This is a genomic window from Tepidamorphus gemmatus (assembly GCF_004346195.1).
Lineage (GTDB): Bacteria > Pseudomonadota > Alphaproteobacteria > Rhizobiales > Tepidamorphaceae > Tepidamorphus > Tepidamorphus gemmatus.
Map to the genome: position 1 here is coordinate 495,263 of NZ_SMAK01000001.1, position 20,401 is coordinate 515,663.

A 20,401-nucleotide genomic window follows, 5' to 3' on the forward strand; every position below is an offset into this window, starting at 1 on the left:
GAATCGTCATGAGCGGACACTCGACCTATCACTACAAGAACCCGGTGGTGCGGTGGATCGACTCCCGCCTGCCGATCATCAGCGCGATGCGGAGCAATGCGCTGGATTTCCCGACGCCCAAGAATCTGAACTATTTCTGGACGTTCGGCGGGATCCTGACGCTGTTCCTTGCCATCCAGATCGTGACCGGCATTGTGCTCGCGATGCACTACACGCCGCATGTCGATCTGGCCTTCGCCAGTGTCGAGCACATCATGCGCGACGTGAACTACGGCTGGCTGATCCGATACATGCACGCCAATGGTGCGTCATTCTTCTTCATCGCGGTGTACATCCACATCTTCCGCGGCCTGTACTACGGCTCCTACAAGGCGCCACGCGAATTGATCTGGATGATCGGCGTGGTCATCCTGCTGCTGATGATGGCCACGGCCTTCATGGGCTATGTCCTGCCATGGGGGCAGATGAGCTTCTGGGGCGCCACCGTCATCACCAACCTGTTCAGCGCCATCCCGCTGGTCGGGACGAGCATCGTCGAGTGGCTGTGGGGCGGCTTCGCGGTCGGAAACCCGACCCTGAACCGGTTCTTCTCGCTGCACTACCTGCTGCCCTTCGTGCTCGCTGCCGTGGTGTTCCTGCATATCTGGGCGCTGCATGTTCCCGGCAACAACAACCCGACCGGCGTCGACGTGAAGTCGAAGAAGGACACCGTGCCCTTCCATCCGTACTACACGGTGAAGGACCTGTTTGCGATTGTCGTGTTCCTGGTCTTCTACGCGGCCTTCGTGTTCTACATGCCGAATTTCCTCGGCCATCCGGACAACTACATCCCGGCGAATCCGCTGGTGACGCCGGCGCACATCGTGCCGGAATGGTACTTCCTGCCGTTCTACGCGATCCTGCGCGCGATCCCCGACAAGCTCGGCGGCGTCCTGGCGATGTTCGCCTCGATCGGCGTGCTGTTCCTGCTGCCGTGGCTCGACACCTCGAAGATCCGGTCGGCGACGTTCCGCCCGCTGTACCGGCAGTTCTTCTGGATCCTCGTGCTGGTGTGCATCGGGCTCGGCTATCTCGGTGCCATGCCGGCGGAAGGCGGCTATGTGATCGCCGCTCGCATCCTGACCACATACTACTTCGTGCACTTCCTCGTGATCCTGCCGTTGCTGGGAATTTTCGAGAAGACCAAGCCGCTGCCGCCATCCATCTCGGAATCGGTTCTGGCGAAGGGTGGCGGAGCCGGATCGGCTGTGGCCACAGGGGCCGCCGCGGCACCGGAAAGACAAGGCTGAGGCTCGAGGGCGTCGACGATGTATCCTTCTTTCGTGATGAAGGCCGGGCTGATCCGGACCACCGCTGCGGCACTCGTGGCTGTCGCCCTGTCGGCCGTCGCACAGCCGGCCTGGTCGGCCGGCGACGCGTTGCCGCCGAAGTCGGTCGACTTCAGCTTCCACGGGCCGTTCGGACTGTTCGATCGGGCACAGCTGCAGCGCGGCTACAAGGTGTTCGTCGAGTCATGCTCAAGCTGTCATTCGATGAACCATGTGGCGTTCCGCAATCTGAGCGAACGCGGTGGGCCCGGCTTCACGCCGGCGCAGGTACGCGTGCTTGCCGCGGAGTTCCCGCGCCAGGTCATCGACGGCCCGGATGATTTCGGCGACATGTTCGAGCGGCCCGGCCGGCCGGCCGACCGCATTCCGCCACCGTTCCCGAACGAGGCGGCGGCGCGTGCCGCCAACAATGGTGCCTATCCGCCCGATCTGTCGGTGATCGCGAAGGCGCGGCCGGGAGGGCCGGAGCACATCTACTCGGTGCTCACCGGCTATCAGGATCCACCGCCGAATGTCGAGGTTCGGGCAGGCAGCTACTACAATCCCTACTTCCCGGGTGGCCAGATCGCGATGCCGCCGCCGCTGTCGGACGAGGTGATCGAATATACCGACGGTACTCCGATGACGGCAGAGCAGTACGCCAAGGATGTCGCGGCGTTCCTGATGTGGACGGCCGAGCCGAAGATGGAGGACCGCAAGCGGATCGGCTTCCAGGTCATGATCTTCCTCATCGTGTTCGGCGTGCTGCTGTACTTCACCAAGCAGAAGCTGTGGCGGGCGGTCGAACACTGAGCGGGGTCCGTCTGTCGGACCGGAAGGGGCCCTGCGGGGCCCCTTCGCATTTGGTAGGGGCAGAGGGACAGGCAGGTCGCGTCATGCGGCCACTGACGGTCGTGCCGGCCGACGCCATCACCGGGCCGGATTCGCCTGGATCGCCCGAGCGGCGTCCGCCGAGCAGGCTGTACCGGCCGTTGCCGTCAGGCTAACTAGGCTTGCGCAAGAAGGGGGGGCGAGCATGGCGCGATCGCGACTGGGCATCATCGGTGGCTCGGGCGTCTACGACCTGCCGGGACTGAAGGGGGCGCGTTGGGAGCATGTGCCGACACCCTGGGGCGAACCTTCCGACCAGCTGCATTTCGGTGAACTGGACGGGCTCGAGCTCGTCTTCCTGCCACGGCACGGCCGCGGCCATCGTCTGCCGCCCGGCGCAATCAACTATCGCGCCAATATCGACGCGCTGAAGCGCGTGGGGGTCACCGACGTGGTGTCCCTGTCGGCGGTCGGCTCGTTCCGCGAGGCGCTCAGTCCGGGCACCTTCGTGCTGGTCGACCAGTTCATCGACCGGACCTTCGCGCGCGAGAAGAGCTTCTTCGGGCCAGGCTGCGTCGCCCATGTGGCGTTCGCCGATCCGGTCAGTCCCGGCCTCGCCGACCTGGTGGAGGCGGCGGCTCGCGCTGAGTCGATTCCGGTCATCCGGGGCGGCACCTATCTCGCCATGGAGGGGCCGCAATTCTCGACGCGGGCGGAATCCCTGCTCTACCGGTCGTGGGGATGCGACGTCGTCGGCATGACCAACATGCCGGAGGCGAAGCTCGCGCGCGAGGCCGAGCTGTGCTACTGCGTCGTGGCGATGGTTACCGACTACGACTGCTGGCATCCCGACCACGGCGACGTCGACGTGCCCTCGATCCTGCGCATCGTCGCCGACAACGCCGACAAGGCACGCCGGCTGGTGGAGCGGCTGGCGCGGGATTTCCCGCGCGAGCACCCGCCCTGTCCGATCGGGTCGGACCGGGCGCTGGAGACGGCGATCGTCACAGCGCCGGCGGCGCGCGATCCCGATCTGCTGGTCAAGCTCGACGCGGTGGCCGGCCGGGTGCTCGGCCGCTCCTGAGTTCGCTCGCCCCAGCGCAACGTACCGGCGGACGGCGAAGCGGGTATCCTGCCCCGAAAGCCCGGGGAGGGGGCCATCAAGGACATGCCGGTCCTGATCGTCGGTGCGGACCCGGTCGGCCTGATGCTGCCGGCGGAGCTGCACCGACGCCGCATCGCCTGCCGCATCATCGGGCAGCGCACTCTGCCCTCGACGTTCTGCAAGGCGATCGACCTGCAGCCGCGATTGCTGGAGCTGTTCGAGATGCCCGGCCTCCTCGAGGAGGCGGTGGCGCGCGGGATCCGGATCAGGGGGGCGGGAGATCCATGTCAACGGCCGCAAGGTCGCCGACATGCCCCTGCCGTCCGGCGACCCCAGACTCTGATGGGCTTGCCCTGCGGCTTCCCGGGACTTCCCCGGTACGAGACCGAGGCGATCCTGGCCGCTCACCTTGGCGAAGGTCCGGCGGCAGAACCCGGCACGACGATCCTCGTGCGGCCAGATGGCCATCTCGGCGATCGGGCGGCCGCGTAGACGCCGGCGACGGTGCCGCGCGGCCCGCCGGGGCGGCCAGCCCGGCTGCTACATGTGACCGGTGACGCCGACGATCCCGCCGAGAAAGCCTGTGAAGAGCAGCGAAATCAGCGAGAAGATGATCCCCAGGATGATCGCCGCCGGGACGGCCGCGAGCCCCCAGATGATGAAGATGACGATGAGCCGGCCGAATGGGATGTCGATGTCGGTGACGGTGACGCGATTGTCGGTGTTCATGACGTACCCCTGAATGCCCCGCGGCGGGACAGCCTCGCTTGGGCAGCTGAGTCGTGCAAGGCTGCCGCCACCTCACCTCGGGCCGTTGCGCAAGGCGCGCAGTCTCGTCCAATGCGCCAATCTACCTCGCCGCACACTTGACCAGTTCGGCCGCATCCGGCTATCTGTTGCGAAAGGCAATATCTTGTAACGAACAACAGAACATTGGGGTGTGCCCGTGCCGACCCGACCGCCCGCGACCGAATTCCGCACGCGACTGCTGGCCGGCGAGCGGCTGATCGGCTCCTTCATCAAGACACCTGCGCCGCAGCCCATCGAGATACTCGGCGATCTCGGCTTCGATTTCGTGGTGATCGACGAGGAGCACGGACCCTTCGATCGCGGTGCGATCGATATCGGTCTGCTTGCCGCGCGTGCATCGGGAACTGCCGGCATCGTCCGGGTGGCGGAGCCGTCGGCCGCCAATATCCTGGCGATGCTCGACATGGGTGCCACCGGCGTGCTGGTACCGCATGTGCTGTCGGTCGCGAAGGCGCGCGAGGTGGCCTCGGCATGCCGCTATCGCGGCGGCCGGCGCGGCTTCTCCAACACCACCCGAGCCGGACGCTACGGTGCCTTGGGCATGTGGTCGCATGTCGATGCAGCGGATGCGCAGACCGTCGTCATTGCGATGATCGAGGACCGCGAAGCGCTCGACGAGATCGACGCGATCGCCGCGGTGGAGGGGATCGATGCCTTCTTCATCGGCCGTGGCGACCTGGCGGTGGCGTACGGGGCGCCGGGCATGGAGGCCCCGGAGGTGCGTGGCGCAGCCGAACGCATCCTCGCTGCGGCGCGGTCGGCCGCAAAGCCGGTCTGCATCATGGTCTCCGGGCGAGAGGAGGCCGATGCCTTCGCCGCCCTCGGCGCGAGCGCCTTCATCGTCGCCTCCGACCAGGGATTCATGCGGCAGGCCGCCGCGAAGCTGATTGAGGACATGGCCGCGATGGCCTGAACCGGAGCGGGAGGACGAGATGACGATACCGGTGCGGGAAGCAACCCAGGCGCGGCACTACGCCGAGCCGCCGCAGATCACCGGCGAGGCCGGCAGTCGCACCTGGCTGACGCGCGGTGCCAACTTCGTTGTCGCGGTGTCGCAGGTCACACCCGGTGCGCGGCTCGAACGGGCAGACAATCCCGACGAGTACTTCCTGTTGCTGCCGCCGGACCTGTCGGCAACTGTCGAGGCAGGTGGCGAGACGATCGAGGCGGCAGGCGATTCGGTGACGATCCTGCCACCCGGCCGCAGCGCCATTACCGCGAGGACGGCCGGCTACCTCGCCCGGGTCTTCTCGCGTGAGGCGCAGGACCTGATGGCGAGGGCGGGCAATGCCGACCGCTATGCCGATGGCGCTCCCGAGGTCGCGCCGCTCGAACCCTGGCCGGAGCCGGTCGGCGGCTACCGGATCCGCCACTACCGGCTGGCCGACTACGAACTCGGCGCCAGCGCAGCCATGCCCTCGAAGCTGTTCCGCAGCCGTAGCCTGATGGTCAACATGTTCGAATCGACCGATCAGCCGCGCGATACCGCGAAGCTCAGCCCCCACTGGCACGACGATTTCGAGCAGGCCTCGGTGCTGCTTCAGGGCACCTACAAGCATCATCTGCGCTATCCGTGGGTGCCGAACATGGCCGAATGGCGCGACGATGATCACGGCGAGTACGGCGCGCCGTCGACGCTCATCATTCCCGCGCGGGTGATCCACACCTCGCGCAAGATCAATTACGGTCCGGCCGTGTTCATCGACATCTTCAGTCCTCCGCGCCTCGACTTCTCGATGCGGCCGGGCGTGGTCCTGAACGCGGACGAATATCCCATGCCGGCGGGAGCCTGACGACCGGCGCCCTTCTCGGGTCGAGCAGATTGCCTGCGCAGCCTGGCGCGGCGGCCATTGGCCGCCGCGCCATCTTGTTGTTCGGCGCAGTATCGCGGCAACGCGCGAAAGTTGAATCGCCTTAACCTCGGATTCACTGCTGATGAGGGATTCCGGAGTCCGGGAGTGAGGCTCCGCGCTGATATCGTTGGGGGATGTCCATGCAGAACGAGACGATCGAGGACCAGGAACCGGGACTCGGCGAGGTTGAATCCGGCACGCCGGCGGCGTCGGCGCGGCGCAGCGGTTTCGGCCTGCGCGGGCGCCTGACCTTCGCCTTTGGGGCCGTCGCGGCGGCAGGGCTCGTGTCGTGTGGCGTTGCGCTGGTGCAGTTCGAATCGATCCGCGAGGGTCTCGATGCGGTAACGAAGCGTGGCCTGCCGGCGATCACCGCCGCCCAGAATGTCGCCGCCGAAAGCGCCAGGCTGGCGGCTTCCGCACCGATGCTCGACAGCGCGCGGTCGCAGGAGGAGCGTTACAACACCTTCCTGAGCCTGAGGAGCCGGTTTGGAACACTCAACCAGCAGATCAAGGCGCTCGAGCAGTATGGCGTCGATCCCGAGCAGATCAGTGCGCTGGAGGCCCAGAGCCGGCAGATGATGTCGAACGTCGAGGCCCAGGATGGCCTCGTGCGGCAGCGCCTGGATGCGGCGATCGCGCGCGAGAAGGCGGTCGCCCAGATGACCGAGGCACACGAGGTGCTGCTCGATGAACTTGCCCCGCTGATCGCGGCGACCAGCGATGCCTTCACCCTTGCGGCCGATAGCCTCGGCGAGACGACCGACGAGGGCGTGCGCAAGCTGGCGGAGGAATCGGTTGGCAAGCTGATCCTGCTCTACGACGTGCGTGACGGGGCGATGCAGCTCGCCCGCGCGATCGGACAGACGATGAACGCTGCCTCGGTGGCACAGGTCGACGACGTCTGGCGCGAGGCCGTTCCGGTGACCTCGCGACTTCATTCGTCGATCCTCAGGCTCTCCGGGGATGCGCAGATGGAGCAGCTCGTCGCGGCAGCGAAGCAGCTGCTCGATTCGACGATCGGCGACAAGAGCGTGTTCGAGTACCGCAAGCTCGCTCTCGATCCCGAGGCTGGACCGATGGCCCGTATCGAAGCGGCCGGCGAAGTGGAGCGCCTGGTCGGGGCTGCGCGCTCGCTCGAGGAGTCCATCGAGGCCATCGTGACGCCCGCCATTCGCACGGCACAGGTCAACATCCGGCTGGTCGGAATCGACCTGAAGAACAGTTCCGACAGGGCCATGCGGAGCCTGATCGATGTCGAGCTGCCGCGCTTCAGCAACCTCATGGAACTGGCCGCCAAGAGCAACCGTCTGGCCGGCCTGCTCGCTGCCGCCGCAACCGCGCCAACCAGCGAGGCGCTGGCGCGCTCGATCCTCGAGATCAGCCGCGAATCGTCGGATCTCGAGGTGACGCTGGCCAGCATCGCCGATCAGGAGCCGGCGATCGCCAAGGCTGCGAAGGCGCTGTTGACCTACGCGCAGGGCGCCGGCGGCATCCCGTCGATCCGCATGAAGGAACTGGAGGCGGAGTCCACCAGCGCCATTCAGCTCGCCGGGACACGCCAGAAGGCGGAGGAGCTCGGCATGACCGTCGCCAAGGTGGTGGCCAGCGTCCAGGAAGCCGGCGACGCGAGCGCGGCGGCGGCCGAGCGGGCGCTGACCCAGGCGCGCATGTGGCTGCTGGTGGCGGCCGCCGTCGGTGCGCTGGTCGCGCTCGGCTTCGCGCTGGTCTATGTCCCGCGTGCGATCACCAATCGTCTGCTGGCTCTCGGAGCCGCCATGCGCTCAATCGCCGCAGGCGACCTCGAGGCTCAGATCCCCGCCGGTGGCAAGGACGAGATCGCCGAGATGGCCGAGGCCCTGGTGGTGTTCCGGGACAACGCCCGCGAGATCGAGGCAGCCAATGCCCGGGCGCTGGCGGAGCGTCAGCGCGCGGCCGAGGAGCGCCGGATCGCCCGCCTGCAGCTCGCCGATGCCTTCGAGGCGAGCGTGCAGAGCGTGGTCGGTAATGTCGGCAACTCGGCCATCCACATGCAGGACAGCGCCGCCCGGATGTCCGGCATCGCCAGCCGGACCAGCGATCAGGTGCGCGAGACGGCGAGGGCATCCGACCAGGCCGCCAGCAACGTCCAGGTCGTGGCATCAACGGCCGAGGAGCTGGCCAGCTCGATCGCCGAGATCAGCCGCCAGGTCGCGGAGTCGACGCGTATCGCCGGCGAGGCGGTGAACGAGGCCGAACAGACCACGCAGCGCGTCCGCAGCCTGGCGGAAGCCTCGGAACGGATCGGCGCGGTGGTCAACCTGATCCAGTCGATCGCGGCGCAGACCAACCTGCTCGCGCTCAATGCGACCATCGAGGCGGCGCGCGCCGGCGAGGCGGGTCGTGGCTTCGCGGTGGTCGCCAACGAGGTCAAGACGCTGGCCAGCCAGACCGCAAAGGCGACCGAGGAGATCGGCGAGCAGATCGCAGGCATGCAGCGCGCGACCACGGAGGCAGTCTCGGCGATCGACGGCATCGGCCAGACCATTTCCAAGATCAGCGACATCGCCAGCTCGATCGCGGCCGCGGTGGAGGAGCAGGGCGCGGCCACCGCCGAGATCGCCCGCTCCGTTCAGGAGGTCGCCGCCGGCACCGCGCAGGTCTCCTCCAACATGGGAACGGTCGCTCAGGCCAGCTCCGAGACCGGAGACGTCGCCGGCGAGGTGCTCGAGGCTTCGCGGCAGATGTCCGAGGAGGCAGCGCGGCTGAAGTCGGAGGTCGGCCGCTTCCTGGCCGAGCTACGGGCAGCCTGAGCGCAGGCCGCCCGGTATGCCGCGTCGTCCGGGATGGCCGTCGCGACGCCCTCGACGTCGGGTGGTACCGACTTCGCTCCTCACGAGGTGGCATCGGACACGTCCGATGCCGGTCGCCGATCCGCAATCGGATGGGCAGGGCGGCCGCCCGGACAGGCGCCCCGATCCCGGCTCTCCGCTTGGCTTCGGCCGGGATGACGGTGTCAGGAGAGCCGGCGGCCCATGAAGAACTTGCCCTCGAAGCTGAGGACCGGCTGGCCGTTCTGGTTGACGCCGAGGGCCTCGTGCTCGACCAGTCCCCATTGCGGCCGTGTCGCCAGCGGCCGCTTGCCGCTGATCCGCCAGCGATAGCTGATGGTGTCGCCGACATAGACCGGGCGGGGCCACTTCAGGTTGGAGATACCGGGGGAGGGGCCGAAGCGCGGCGGCTGTCGCCCGGCGGCCAGCGCCTCGGCCGCGAGTCGTTTCCCGTATTCGACATTGAGCCGCATCCACACGCAGGCGGTGTGCCAGCCGCTGGCGCACAGTCCGCCGAGCAGGCTTCGTGCCGCGGCTTCGGGATCGATGTGGAAGGGCTGCGGGTCCCAGCGCCGGGCAAAGGCAATGATCTCTTCGGCGGTGAAGGTGTGGCTGCCGATGTCGGCCTCGTGGCCGATCTCCAGATCCTCGAAATCGGTCAAGGAGTCGCCTCCGCGGTGTCGCGCCGGGCGAACATGATCGGATTGCGGATCGTCGCCACGGTCTCGCCGCGCTGGTTGATGGCCTCGAACAGGAAGTGCACGAGACCGATATGGGGACGGCTGCGGGAGATGCGGGTGTCGAGCACGGTGTAGCGGATCGTCAGGGTGTCGCCGGGCTTCAGCGGCTTCAGCCAGTTGACCTCGTCAACTCCGGGCGAGCCCTGCGAGGTGGAGTTGAGCAGGAAACCGTCGCACATCCCGCGCATGATCAGGCAGATCATGTGCCAGCCGGACGCCGCCAGGCCGCCGAGCGGCGAGGCGCGGCCGGCCTCCTCATCGAGATGCATCGGCTGCGGGTCCCAGTCGGTCGCGAAGTCCACGATATCCGCGGCGCTGACGGTGACCGTGTGGAAGACGACCGTCTCACCGGTGGTGAAATCCTCGAAGGCGAGGCGCTTCGCAGGGTGGTCGGTCATGGGCGGATGTACTCCCCGTCGGCGAAGGCTTCCGGCTAGGCCGCGAAGCGGAAGTGCATGACGTCGCCGTCCTGCACGACATAGTCCTTGCCCTCGAGCCGCATGCGACCCGCTTCCCTGGCCCCGGCCTCACCGTTCAGCCGGACGTAGTCTTCGTAGGAAATCGTCTCGGCGCGGATGAACCCCTTCTCGAAGTCGGTATGGATGACGCCAGCGGCCTGGGGCGCCTTCGTCCCGCGCGGGACTGTCCAGGCGCGCGCTTCCTTGGGACCGACGGTGAAGAAGGTCACGAGGTGAAGGAGATCGTAGCCCGCGCGGATCAGCCTGTTCAAGCCTGGCTCCTCCAGCCCGAGCGTCGCGAGGAACTCGGTCCGCTCGCCGTTCGGCAGGAGCGCGATCTCCGCCTCGATCTTGGCGGAGATGACGACGCAGGCCGCGCCCTCGGCAGCTGCGCGCGCGGCGACGCGGGCCGAATGCTCGTTGCCTGTCGCGGCGGATGCCTCATCGACATTGCAGACATAGAGCACCGGCTTGGAGGTGAGCAGGTTGAGCGCCTCGAAGGCGCGGCGCTCCTCGTCGGCGACGGCAGTGAGTCGGGCCGGCTTGCCCTCGCGCAGCAGGGTGAGTGCGCGGCCGACCAGATCGAGTGCGAGCTTGGCGTCCTTGTCGCCGCCGCGGGCCTTCTTCTCCAAGCCGACGACGCGCTTCTCGAGGCTGTCGAGGTCGGCCAGCATCAGCTCGGTCTCGATGGTCTCGGCATCGGCGATCGGATCGACGCGCCCTTCGACGTGGGTGACATCGCCATCCTCGAAGCAGCGGACCACGAAGGCGATGGCATCGACCTCCCGGATGTGGCCGAGGAACTGGTTGCCGAGGCCTTCGCCCTTGGAGGCTCCGCGCACCAGGCCGGCGATATCGACGAAGGTCAGCCGGGTCGGAACGATCTGTCCGGAGGCGGCGATCCTTGCCAGCGTCTCGAGACGCGGATCCGGCACCGCGACCTCACCGACATTCGGCTCGATCGTGCAGAACGGGTAATTCTCGGCCTGCGCCGCGGCCGTCTGGGTGAGTGCGTTGAAAAGGGTCGACTTGCCTACATTGGGCAGGCCGACGATGCCACATTTGAAGCCCATTCAGGATCTCCGTCGGGGTTCGGCGCCGGCGCTCAGAGGTGCTTGCGGCCGGTCAGACGGTCAAGCGCGTCGGCGAGGGCGTCGCGCGTGGGGGCAGCCGCCGCCGACGTCGGACCTGTCGCCGGCGCAGGGGCCTCGCCGGCCCTGTCGGCTGCGGCCGTTTGCCGCGATCCGGCGCCGCGCGCAGCCTTGGGCTGGCTGCCAGACATCGCCAGCGCGACCCTGTTCATGAAGCCCGCCTCATCGCGCGAGACCAGCAGCGGCGCGTTGTCGGCCACCGCAGCGAGCAGCGGGCCGAGCCAGTCGCTGTCGGCCTTGGCGAAATCCGACAGGACGTGGCGCTGCACGGCCTCCTTGCGCCCGGGATGGCCGATACCGAGCCGGACCCGGCGGAAGTCGGGGCCGATATGCGCGGCGATCGATCGGATGCCGTTGTGACCGGCGGCGCCGCCGCCGGTCTTCAGCCGCACCTTGCCGGGCGCCAGGTCGAGCTCGTCATAGAGGACGATCACGTCGTCGGGCGTGAGCTTCAGCCAGCGCATCGCCTCGCCCACCGAGCGTCCGGATTCGTTCATGTAGGTCATCGGCTTGAGCAGCACGACACGGCAGCCGGCAAGCGTTCCTTCGCTGGTCTCGCCCTGGAATCGGCGCCGCCACCCCGGGAAGCGGTACAGTTCGGCAATGGCATCGACGGCCATGAACCCGATATTGTGGCGGTTGGCCGCGTATTTCGGGCCGGGATTGCCGAGGCCGACGATCAGAAGCATGGCATATCGTCCCGGCATCGTCCGCCCATGCAGCACACCCGGCCGCGCGTCGGGCGCGGCCGGGCGGATGGGAGGAGCTACGCCCCCTCGCCGTCTTCCTGGCTGTCGCTCTCGCTGCGCAGGCCGGCCGGCGCAGCAATGGTGGCGATGGTGAAATCGCGGTCGGTGATGGTCGGTGTGACGTTGTCCGGCAGCTTCACCGCGGAAATGTGCAGCGAGTCGCCGAGATCGAGATTGGCCAGATCGGCGTCGATGTGGTCGGGGATCGCATCGGCCGGGGCCATCACCTCGATCTCGTGCCGGACGACGTTGAGCACGCCGCCGCGCCGGATACCCGGGCAATCCTCTTCGTTGAGGAAGTTCACCGGCACCGCCACCGCGACCCGGCCGCCCGCAGTCAGGCGCAGGAAATCGACATGGACGGGGAAATCCTTCACCGGATCGAGCTGCACGTCGCGCGGCAGGACGCGCGTCTTCTTGCCATCCACGTCGATCTCGAAAATCGTCGTCATGAAATGGATGGAATGCACCCGGTGGATCAAGTCGCGCGCCTCCAGCGAAATCGGCATGGCGGGCTCCTTGCCGCCGTAGATCACGGCGGGGATGCGTCCTGCGCGGCGCTCCGCACGGGCGGCCCCCTTGCCGACCCGCGGGCGCGCCGTCGCGGTCAGCGATACGGTCGCGGTCATGTCATGTCTCCTCGAAAACGTGCCAGCTCAAGACGCCGACGCAAAAAGCCCGTCTCCTCCAGGGGTGCGGACGGGCACGCGAGGCGGCTTATACGGCAGGGGGCGGCAACAGGCAAGGAACGCGGAGGGGTCTGCCGCCGATTCGCCCGTCCGAGCCGACGGCGGACGGGTGCGTCGCTCAGTCGAACAGGCTCGACACCGATTCCTCGCGCTCGGTACGGCTGATCGCCTCGCCGATCAGCGGCGCGATGGACAGCACGCGGATGTTGTGGGCGACGCGGACGGCCTCCGTCGCCTGGATCGAGTCGGTGATGACCAGTTCGCGGAGCCTGGAGGCGGAGATGCGGGCGACCGCCCCGCCCGACAGGACACCGTGGGTGAGATAGCCGTAAACCTCGGTTGCGCCCTGCTCGATCAGCGCCTCGGCCGCATTGCACAAGGTGCCGCCGGAATCGACGATGTCGTCGACGAGGATGCAGATCCGGCCGTCGACCTCGCCGATGATGTTCATCACCTCGGATTCGCCCGGCCGTTCCCGGCGCTTGTCGACGATCGCGAGCGGCGCGTCGATGCGCTTGGCGAGGCCGCGGGCGCGCACCACGCCTCCGACGTCAGGCGAGACGACCATCAGTCTCGACAGGTCGAACCGCTCCTTGATGTCGCGCACCATGACCGGTGCGGCGTAGAGATTGTCGGTCGGGATGTCGAAGAAGCCCTGGATCTGGCCGGCATGCAGGTCGAGGGTCAGCACCCGGTCGGCGCCGGCGCGGGTGATCAGGTTGGCGACCAGCTTGGCGGAAATCGGCGTGCGGGCGGCCGGTTTGCGGTCCTGGCGGGCGTAGCCGAAATAGGGGATCACCGCGGTGATGCGCTTGGCCGAAGCCCGCCGCAGCGCATCGATGATGATCAGCAGCTCCATCAGATTGTCGTTGGCCGGGAACGATGTCGACTGGATCACGAAGACGTCCTCGCCGCGGACATTCTCCTGGATCTCGACGAACACCTCCATGTCCGCGAACCGGCGGACCAGGCACTTCGTCAGGGGTGTGTTGAGATAGGCGGCGATCGCCTCGGCGAGGGCGCGGTTGGAATTGCCTGCGACGAGTTTCATGGAGTTCCCAGACCGATGCGTGAGGCCGCGGCCAGATCGTTGCCATCGGCGGCCCGGCGGCGGCTAGATAGCAAGGCGCGCAACGACGCGCAAACAGGAATGCGGCGGCGTGGTTAGCGGGAGCACAGGAGGATGGCTGTTCGCATCGGCATAAGGATTACGGAGTTATGCACTCTTTGATAGAGTAAGCATGATGATCGCATCCAGTGCGGGCATGGCATGACCGGCGAACCGTCCCTTCCGGTGTCCTCGCAGGCCACGGACCACATCTCCGCGCTCGCCACCTTCTGGATTCCGCTCGGACTCGTGTGCCTGTTCACAGGCTTGTTCCTGTTCGTGCGCTACCGCGACGTGTCGTACATCATCAAGGAGGTGTACGAGACGCCGGAGCTCCAGACGCCGCTCTTGCTCGCGCAAGAGGTGGAGGACGGCGCGAGCCTGGAGACGCGGGCACGCATTGCGCTCGAGCAGGACGTGCTCATGCTCCGCCACACCCGCCTCAAGGCCGCGATCGCCAACCGGACCTGGCTGAGATTCACGACCATCGCGTCCGGCGCCGTGCTGATCACGGTCGGAGCGATCTTCGTGCTGGCGCGGAGACGGCCGCACCCGCCATCGAGTGAGGGCTGCGGACAGGTCGTTCCGCCCGGTCACTCTGCCGGCATCAGCGCCAGCACGCCTGCAGCGGCGGAGGCGGCGGCGGAATCTGCCGAGGCGCCCCAGCTGTGGTCGAGCGTGCCCTGCGCAAACTCGGCGACCTGGCGGACACTGCCGAGCGTCCTGCCGGTGCGATCGGCGACCGTCCAGATGATTGCGACGATCTGGCGCCCTCCTGTCGGCGGCCCCACGGTCGCCTCGCCGGCGATCAGGTAGTTGGCGTCGGCGGCGGCTGCGACCCGGGCGCCGCCAGCGGCTTCGAGCTGTGCGGAGAGGGCCGTCGCCAGCGCCACCGATCCGTCGCCGGTGGCGCCTGCCACTGCGCCGATATGATATGTGAACCGGGGCGGGGCGGGGATGGCTGCGGCAGCCGCGCCCGTGGACGGGCCGGGTCCGGCGAGGGCCGAAGGATCGTAGATCCGGCGGGCACCACCGGTCGCCATGGCCTGGGTCTCGACCAGGCCGGCGCGGGTGCCCTGAACCGGATCCAACTGCGTCACCACGTCATGGTCGGGCGGATCGAGCTCGGCGGTCACCGGACTGGTCGGCGTGCCGCTGTCGATCCATTGGCGCAGCGCCATGGCGGTGTTCCGCGCAATGGTCCGCAGGGTCTCGTCAGCCACGGCCTGCCACGGGTCGGGCAGGGTGGCGGGGATCACCTCGGACCCGGCGATCCGGTGCACCCTTCGGCCGTCGGCATCGAACAGGTCCCAGACATAGCTGATCCGCGTCTGGCCGGCCGCGGCGGCGGCGCTGAAATAGCCCTTGATGCGGAAGCGGACGTCGGGACTGTCACGCCCGACCACCGGCAGCGTCATCTCCGCCGCGCCGATCCCGAGTTCGGTGGCGAGCACGGTCGCCCGCGAGGGTGGAAGTCCGACGATCGGCTCGAAGGCGATCGTCACCGGCTGCGTCGCGGCGGGTGGCGGCAGGGTGGTCTGCTGCGACTGCGGCGGCGGGGGCGTCGCCGGATCGGTCTGACATCCGACAAGCGGGACTGCCAGCAGCATTGCCAGGGTCAGGGCAACCAGTGTCCGGGGGATCGAGAGAAAGCGCGTCATCGTTCGCCAATGCCGGCCGAAACCTTACCCTGCGGTGGACCAGGCGCCCCCTACCGAGTGTCTGGTAGCCCTATTTGACGATGAGGTCCAGCGAGGCCGTCGACAGCGGTTCGCTGCCCGTCGCGGTGACGAGCGAGGTGCGGCCGAGGCACATCGCGGTGCCGGTGTCGGTATCCATCACGATCATGTGCGCAAACATCACCATGTCGGGTTCCAGCACCCAGGGATTTCCGGTGTAGAACATCGGCCAGTCCATCCAGGAGGGAGTGAATTTCGCTCCGAGTGAATAGCCGCAGGCCGCCAGCCGGTGCGGCGCGAGGCCGTAGGCATCGAGGACGCGGGCATGGACGTCGAACACCTCGCCTGCGGTGCGACCGGGGGCAATCGCCTCCTCGACGGCCTCCAGCGCCTCGACAACGGCGGCATGGATGAAGCGGTGGCGGGGGCTCGCCTTGCCGACGCAGACCGTGCGCATCAGGGCGGCGTGGTAGTGGCGATAGACGCCGGCCCATTCAAGCGTGATCTGGTCGATGGGGTCGAGCCTCCGGCGGCCGGTCTTGTAGCGGCAGAGCAGGGCGTCGGCGCCCGAGCCGATGATGAACTCGTTGGCGGGGTAGTCGCCACCACCGGCAAAGATGGCCCCCTGCATCGCAGCCAGCACCGCGCCCTCATCGGCGCCCGGTCCGATCGTCGCCAGGGCCGCGTCCCAGGCCGCGTCTGCCAGTTCGGCGGCCTTGCGGACACAGGCAATCTCGGCAGGCGATTTGACCGCGCGCAGGCGCGTCACCACGGCGGAAGCGTCTTGGAGGGTGCAGAAACCGTCCATCGCTGCATCCACGGCCCGGCCGTTGGAGGCGACGAGGCCGTGGCTTTCGTACTCGATGCCGAGCCGTTTCCCGCGCGCGCCGAGCGAGTCCAGCATGTCGCGCAGCTGGACCGCGGGCGTCGCCCCGGCCGCATCCGTCCAGACCCGGATATCCTCGATGTTGGAGGTATGCCGTGCCTGGCGCAGATCGGCAGAACGAGTCAGCAGCGCGGTGGTGCCGTCGACGCCCACGTAGAGGCACTGGAAGAAGCAGAAGCCGAAGGTGTCATAGCCGGTCAGCCAGTACATCGATTCCTGCGAGAACATCAGCAGCCCGTCGAGCCCCTCGGCGGCGAGCGCTCGGTTCAGCCGGTTGCGGCGGGCGGCGAATTCCTCGGGCGGAAAGTGCAGGGCCATGCGTCAGCGATCCATGATTGCGATCGAGGAGATGAGTCGGCCGTAGTCGGGCTCGGCACGGTGAGTGGCACGGCGGAACGAGAAGAAGTCCTCCTCGTGGCCATAGGTGCACAGGCGAAGATCCGCCACCTCGCCGATTCCGGCCCGTGCGAGACGGCCGCCGACATATCCGGGTAGGTCGAAATGCGGCCTTGCGCTCGGGTCGGGCCTTGCGAAATACCGATCATTGTCGGGATCGGCATCAAGGAAGGTTCGGCGGAAGTCCTCGCCGACCTCGTAGTTCCTCTGGCAGATGGTCGGGCCGATCACGGCGATGATGCGTTCGCGCACTGCGCCGAGGTCGAGCATTGCCGCGACGGTGGCCTCGACGATGCCGGCGAGCGCACCGCGCCAGCCGGCATGCACCGCGCCGATCACCGCCGCGTCGGGGTCAGCGAGCAGCACCGGCGCGCAGTCGGCCGTCGAGACGCCGAGGGCGATGCCCGGCTGTCGCGTCACCACCGCATCGGCCTTCGGCCTTTCATCAGGGGGCAGGGGGCGTTCGACGGTCAGCGCCACTGCCGAATGGTACTGCCACGGCGTCACCAGACAATCGCGTGCCACCTCCATCGCGTCGGCGACGCGGCCGCGGTTCTCCGCGACGCGGGCCGGGTCGTCCTGGGAGCCGAGGCCGATGTTGAGACTGGCGTAGAGGCCGTCGGACACGCCGCCGCGGCGGGTGAAGAAGCCATGCCGCAACCCCGGCCGCGACAGGGCGGTGGCTTCGATCTTGATCGGACGGCTGGCGGATGCACGGGTGCAGGGAATGATCATCGGCCGAAAGCTTGCCCGGTGGCGGAGCCGAGTCAACTCGCCTCGAATGGCGGAGGAGCTGGAAGGCCCGGCGAGGCAAGGGCGAGAACCTTGAACAGGTCGCCCATTGCGCCGACACCCGTGAGCCGCTCCACCGCGATCGCGAGGTCGATGGCGGAGGCGCCGGATGCTCTCAGGCGTTCGGCACGAAGGCCGATGCCGAGAGCGGTCAGGAAGCTGCCCTGGCTCACGGGCCCCCAGGCGCGCGCGCCGCTGGCGACCGCTGCCGCCGCAATCGCCGCAAAATCGACATGGGCGGTCAGGTCGGCCTCGCCGGGCGCCTCCAAAGGATCAGCAGGACGACGTCCCCGCAGTGCCTGAAGACTGTCACCGGGGGCGGGGCCGCGATAGCCGTAGTCGATTATGAGGGCAAGGCCCGGATGGCGGGCCAGTCGGGCACCGATCGCGCCGGCGATGGCGCGCGCGGCCGGACAGTCCTCGATCACCGTGCCGTCGGCTGCCTCGAGCAGATGTGGCGGGAAGCCTGCGCCGTCCTCCGGACCGATGTCGAGAACCGCAAGCCTGCCTGCCGCGTCGATGCCGACCATGCGCTGCCGCCAGCTTCCGTCCCGCAGGATCCGCTGGCGGATCGGCAGCGCATCGAAGAACTCGTTGGCGGCGAGCAGCACCGGCCCGTCCGGCACCGTGTCGAGGCTGTCGTGCCAGCTTGCCTGGATGCCGCTTCCCGTCAGCCGGTAGGCCTGTGCGGCGCGCAGCCTGGGGCTCGTCTCGACCAGGTGGATGTCGACGGCCGCACGCAGGTCCGGCAGCGCCCGGAAGGTTCTGAGCATGTCGAGCATCAGCGTTGCCCGACCGGGGCCGAGTTCGACCAGACGGACAGGGCGTGGCGATCCCATCGTCTGCCAGGCGTGGGCAAGAACCGCCCCGACGATCTCGCCGAACATCTGGCTGATCTCGGGCGCCGTGGTGAAATCACCCTGTGCGCCGATCGCCGGGCGTGCCATGTAATAGCCGTATGTCGGGTGACCGAGACAGAGCGCCATATAGCGCTCCAGCGGCATCGGTCCGGTCTCGGCGATCTCCGTGCGGATGATGCGTTCGAGCGGGGTCATGCCTGTGCGGCCGGTGTCGCGGGCGGGCGGGGCGGTCGCATCAGGGCGGTGGCGATCACCACGCAGCCGAGGAGGATCATCGGCAGGGACAGCACCATGCCCATCGTCAGCCCGCCCCACAGGAAGCCGATATGGGCGTCCGGCGTGCGGAACAGCTCGCCGATGGTCCGCGCGGCGCCGTATCCGGCGAGGAACACGCCGGTCGCCAGCCACGGACGCCGAAGGCCGCCGAAGCGATGGGTCACGAGGCGCAACACCAGGAACAGCAGGAACCCTTCGAGCGCGGCCTGGTAGAGCTGGCTCGGATGACGCGGCTCGGGGCCGGCATGGGGGAACACCATGGCCCAGGGGACATCGGTCGGACGCCCCCACAGCTCGCCGTTCACGAAGTTGGCAATGCGCCCGAGCATCAGACCGACCGGTGTCGAGGCGGCGGCGATGTCGGCCATCGCGGAGACGGGGCGCCCGCGCGACCGCGCGAACGACAGGACTGCGATCACCACGCCGAGGAAGCCGCCGTGGAAGGACATGCCGCCGGACCAGATCTGCAGGATCTCGCCGGGATGGGCCGCGAAGTGGAGCGGATTGTAGATCACGACGTAACCGAGCCGTCCGCCGATCACGATGCCGAGCGTTGCCCACAGGATGAGATCGTCGACGTCGCGTCGCGTCATCGGCGCCGATCCGCCCCACAGTGCGCCGTTGGCGACCAGGCGGAGCATGTACCACCAGGCGAAGATGATGCCGGCGACATAGGCGAGCGCGTACCAGCGCAGGGCGAAGGGGCCGATCTCGATGGCGACCGGATCGATGGCTGGGAACGGGATGACGAAGACCGGCATGAGCGATACCGCCAGGTTCGGGCCCGGTCGGGCCGATTTGGCCGCCCCGCGCGGAAGTCCCCGCGGTCGGCGCCGCAGGATTAAGCGTCGCCGCCGAAGCTGGCAAGCGCACGGCAGTTGGCCTGCGTCCCGGTTGCACGGGCGCAGGATGCCCCGCAACTGTGTGAAATCCTGAAGCCGCCGTCCGGCAGGTCGCAGCCGCCGGCCAGACTCGACTTGCCCAGGCCGCAATCCGCTGCCATATAGCGCCTGCCGGCACGTCCCCTCGGGATGTGCCCTCAGGAATTCAGGTCAGGACTGCGCCTTTCGCCGCTGCGGTTGCAAGGTTGCCTTTCCCGAAGTGCTGAGACTGTCGGGCCGGTCGTCGCGGCCCGGGACTTTGGTTTGGCCTCGACGGATTCTCGGGACAGGAGCTTCCCATGCGCCAGAACGGCACCATCAAGTTCTTCAACCATTCGCGCGGTTTCGGCTTCATTACGCCTGACTCCGGCAGCAAGGACGTGTTCGTCCACATCACCGCCCTGGAGCGGTCCGGCTTGCAGGCCCCCGACGAAGGCACCAAGGTCTCGTTCGAGATCGAGGAAGATCGTCGCGGCCGCGGCCCGCAGGCGGTGAACATCCAACTCGCCTGAGCCCTGCGACCAATCGTCCGCGATGCTGCCGCCGGGGTCATCCCGGCGGCGCTCCAGTTTCCTTGCCGCCGTCTGCCCTTGAAGTGCGGAGCGGGGATGCCCATTGTTGCACTTGTGACCCCATGAGAGGACGGGCGCGTCGCCAGCCCGCAGTGCCATGCCGCAGACCAGCAACCGCATTCTCGACGAGTTCGCCCGCTTCGTGACCGATGCGGCGGGCGTGGCGCGCGGCGTGCGCGCCGAAGCCGAGACGGTGATCCGCACCCAGGCCGAGAAGCTGCTGCGCGACCTCGATGTGGTGCAGCGCGAGGAGTTCGAGGCCGTCCGCGAGATGGCGGTGCGCGCGCGCCAGGAAAACGAGGCGCTGGCCGCTCGCGTGGAGGCGCTCGAGCGCGCGGCCGGGATCGTGTCGGAGGCGGCGGCAACCGCGAAGCCGAAGGGGGCCTCGACGCGCCGGCGCACCGCAAAGCCGGCCGGCGATCCAAACATCTGACGGCTGCGTGATCGCATC

21 protein-coding genes are annotated in these 20,401 nt (G+C 68.0%); 9 read left to right on the plus strand and 12 right to left on the minus strand.

The window, feature by feature from the left end:
- The first annotated feature begins 8 nt into the window (after positions 1-8).
- The 4 genes from EDC22_RS02320 (at position 9) to EDC22_RS02335 (ending at position 3,735) form a co-directional block, all read left to right on the plus strand.
- Complete coding sequence (locus EDC22_RS02320; protein ID WP_132804973.1) at positions 9-1,289, plus strand: cytochrome b; 1,281 nt, start codon at positions 9-11, stop codon at positions 1,287-1,289.
- Positions 1,290-1,307: 18 nt separating this feature from the next.
- On the plus strand, positions 1,308-2,120 hold the full coding sequence (locus tag EDC22_RS02325; protein WP_207903669.1) for a cytochrome c1: 813 nt from the start codon (positions 1,308-1,310) through the stop codon (positions 2,118-2,120).
- 223 nt (positions 2,121-2,343) lie between these two features.
- Positions 2,344-3,222: an S-methyl-5'-thioadenosine phosphorylase gene (locus tag EDC22_RS02330; protein ID WP_132804974.1), complete on the plus strand. Its 879-nt coding sequence runs from the start codon at positions 2,344-2,346 to the stop codon at positions 3,220-3,222.
- 84 nt (positions 3,223-3,306) lie between these two features.
- The gene (locus EDC22_RS02335; protein ID WP_132804975.1) at positions 3,307-3,735 is read left to right on the plus strand and encodes an FAD-dependent monooxygenase; all 429 of its coding nucleotides are present in this window, start codon (positions 3,307-3,309) and stop codon (positions 3,733-3,735) included.
- 48 nt (positions 3,736-3,783) lie between these two features.
- Here EDC22_RS02335 and EDC22_RS02340 read toward each other — a convergent pair whose 3' ends face one another.
- Positions 3,784-3,972 carry a hypothetical protein gene (locus EDC22_RS02340; RefSeq protein WP_165926754.1) on the minus strand — a complete coding sequence of 63 codons (189 nt, stop codon included), beginning with the start codon at positions 3,970-3,972 and terminating at the stop codon, positions 3,784-3,786.
- A gap of 217 nt (positions 3,973-4,189) precedes the next feature.
- On the opposite strand from EDC22_RS02340, the gene EDC22_RS02345 reads away from it, so the two are divergent.
- The 3 genes from EDC22_RS02345 to EDC22_RS02355 all read left to right on the plus strand — a co-directional run bounded on the left by EDC22_RS02345 (position 4,190) and on the right by EDC22_RS02355 (position 8,695).
- The gene (locus EDC22_RS02345) at positions 4,190-4,966 is read left to right on the plus strand and encodes an HpcH/HpaI aldolase family protein (RefSeq protein WP_132804976.1); all 777 of its coding nucleotides are present in this window, start codon (positions 4,190-4,192) and stop codon (positions 4,964-4,966) included.
- Between the two features lie 19 nt (positions 4,967-4,985).
- Positions 4,986-5,846 carry a cupin domain-containing protein gene (locus tag EDC22_RS02350; protein ID WP_132804977.1) on the plus strand — a complete coding sequence of 287 codons (861 nt, stop codon included), beginning with the start codon at positions 4,986-4,988 and terminating at the stop codon, positions 5,844-5,846.
- 200 nt (positions 5,847-6,046) lie between these two features.
- Entirely contained in the window at positions 6,047-8,695 is a 2,649-nt protein-coding gene (locus EDC22_RS02355) for a methyl-accepting chemotaxis protein (protein WP_165926755.1), read from the plus strand.
- Positions 8,696-8,898: 203 nt separating this feature from the next.
- On the opposite strand, the gene EDC22_RS02360 is transcribed toward EDC22_RS02355, so the two are convergent.
- From EDC22_RS02360 to lgt, 11 genes are all read right to left on the minus strand, one after another.
- Positions 8,899-9,375 (minus strand): MaoC family dehydratase, encoded by a 477-nt coding sequence (locus EDC22_RS02360; protein ID WP_132804979.1) that lies wholly within the window; start codon positions 9,373-9,375, stop codon positions 8,899-8,901.
- Positions 9,372-9,851 (minus strand): MaoC family dehydratase, encoded by a 480-nt coding sequence (locus EDC22_RS02365; RefSeq protein ID WP_132804980.1) that lies wholly within the window; start codon positions 9,849-9,851, stop codon positions 9,372-9,374. Before EDC22_RS02365 ends, EDC22_RS02360 begins: the two co-directional genes overlap by 4 nt.
- Positions 9,852-9,886: 35 nt before the next feature.
- Positions 9,887-10,984: a redox-regulated ATPase YchF gene (ychF, locus tag EDC22_RS02370; RefSeq protein ID WP_132804981.1), complete on the minus strand. Its 1,098-nt coding sequence runs from the start codon at positions 10,982-10,984 to the stop codon at positions 9,887-9,889.
- 32 nt (positions 10,985-11,016) lie between these two features.
- Positions 11,017-11,751 (minus strand): aminoacyl-tRNA hydrolase, encoded by a 735-nt coding sequence (gene pth, locus EDC22_RS02375; RefSeq protein ID WP_132804982.1) that lies wholly within the window; start codon positions 11,749-11,751, stop codon positions 11,017-11,019.
- Between the two features lie 77 nt (positions 11,752-11,828).
- The gene (locus tag EDC22_RS02380) at positions 11,829-12,440 is read right to left on the minus strand and encodes a 50S ribosomal protein L25/general stress protein Ctc (protein WP_132804983.1); all 612 of its coding nucleotides are present in this window, start codon (positions 12,438-12,440) and stop codon (positions 11,829-11,831) included.
- Positions 12,441-12,618: 178 nt separating this feature from the next.
- A complete protein-coding gene (locus EDC22_RS02385; protein ID WP_132804984.1) occupies positions 12,619-13,551 on the minus strand; it encodes a ribose-phosphate pyrophosphokinase in 933 nt (310 codons plus the stop codon).
- A 650-nt stretch (positions 13,552-14,201) separates the two neighbouring features.
- Positions 14,202-15,269: a hypothetical protein gene (locus tag EDC22_RS02390; RefSeq protein ID WP_132804985.1), complete on the minus strand. Its 1,068-nt coding sequence runs from the start codon at positions 15,267-15,269 to the stop codon at positions 14,202-14,204.
- A gap of 70 nt (positions 15,270-15,339) precedes the next feature.
- Entirely contained in the window at positions 15,340-16,491 is a 1,152-nt protein-coding gene (locus EDC22_RS02395; RefSeq protein WP_132804986.1) for a M24 family metallopeptidase, read from the minus strand.
- Positions 16,492-16,494: 3 nt separating this feature from the next.
- Positions 16,495-17,304, minus strand: a complete 810-nt coding sequence (gene pgeF, locus EDC22_RS02400; RefSeq protein ID WP_132804987.1) for a peptidoglycan editing factor PgeF — start codon at positions 17,302-17,304, stop codon at positions 16,495-16,497.
- A gap of 32 nt (positions 17,305-17,336) precedes the next feature.
- On the minus strand, positions 17,337-18,416 hold the full coding sequence (locus EDC22_RS02405; protein WP_132804988.1) for a class I SAM-dependent methyltransferase: 1,080 nt from the start codon (positions 18,414-18,416) through the stop codon (positions 17,337-17,339).
- Entirely contained in the window at positions 18,413-19,258 is an 846-nt protein-coding gene (gene lgt / locus EDC22_RS02410) for a prolipoprotein diacylglyceryl transferase (RefSeq protein WP_132804989.1), read from the minus strand. Before lgt ends, EDC22_RS02405 begins: the two co-directional genes overlap by 4 nt.
- A gap of 419 nt (positions 19,259-19,677) precedes the next feature.
- Between lgt and EDC22_RS02415 the strand changes: the two genes are divergently transcribed.
- Positions 19,678-19,890, plus strand: a complete 213-nt coding sequence (locus EDC22_RS02415; protein WP_132804990.1) for a cold-shock protein — start codon at positions 19,678-19,680, stop codon at positions 19,888-19,890.
- Between the two features lie 157 nt (positions 19,891-20,047).
- Entirely contained in the window at positions 20,048-20,383 is a 336-nt protein-coding gene (locus tag EDC22_RS02420; protein WP_132804991.1) for an accessory factor UbiK family protein, read from the plus strand.
- Positions 20,384-20,401 lie beyond the last annotated feature (18 nt).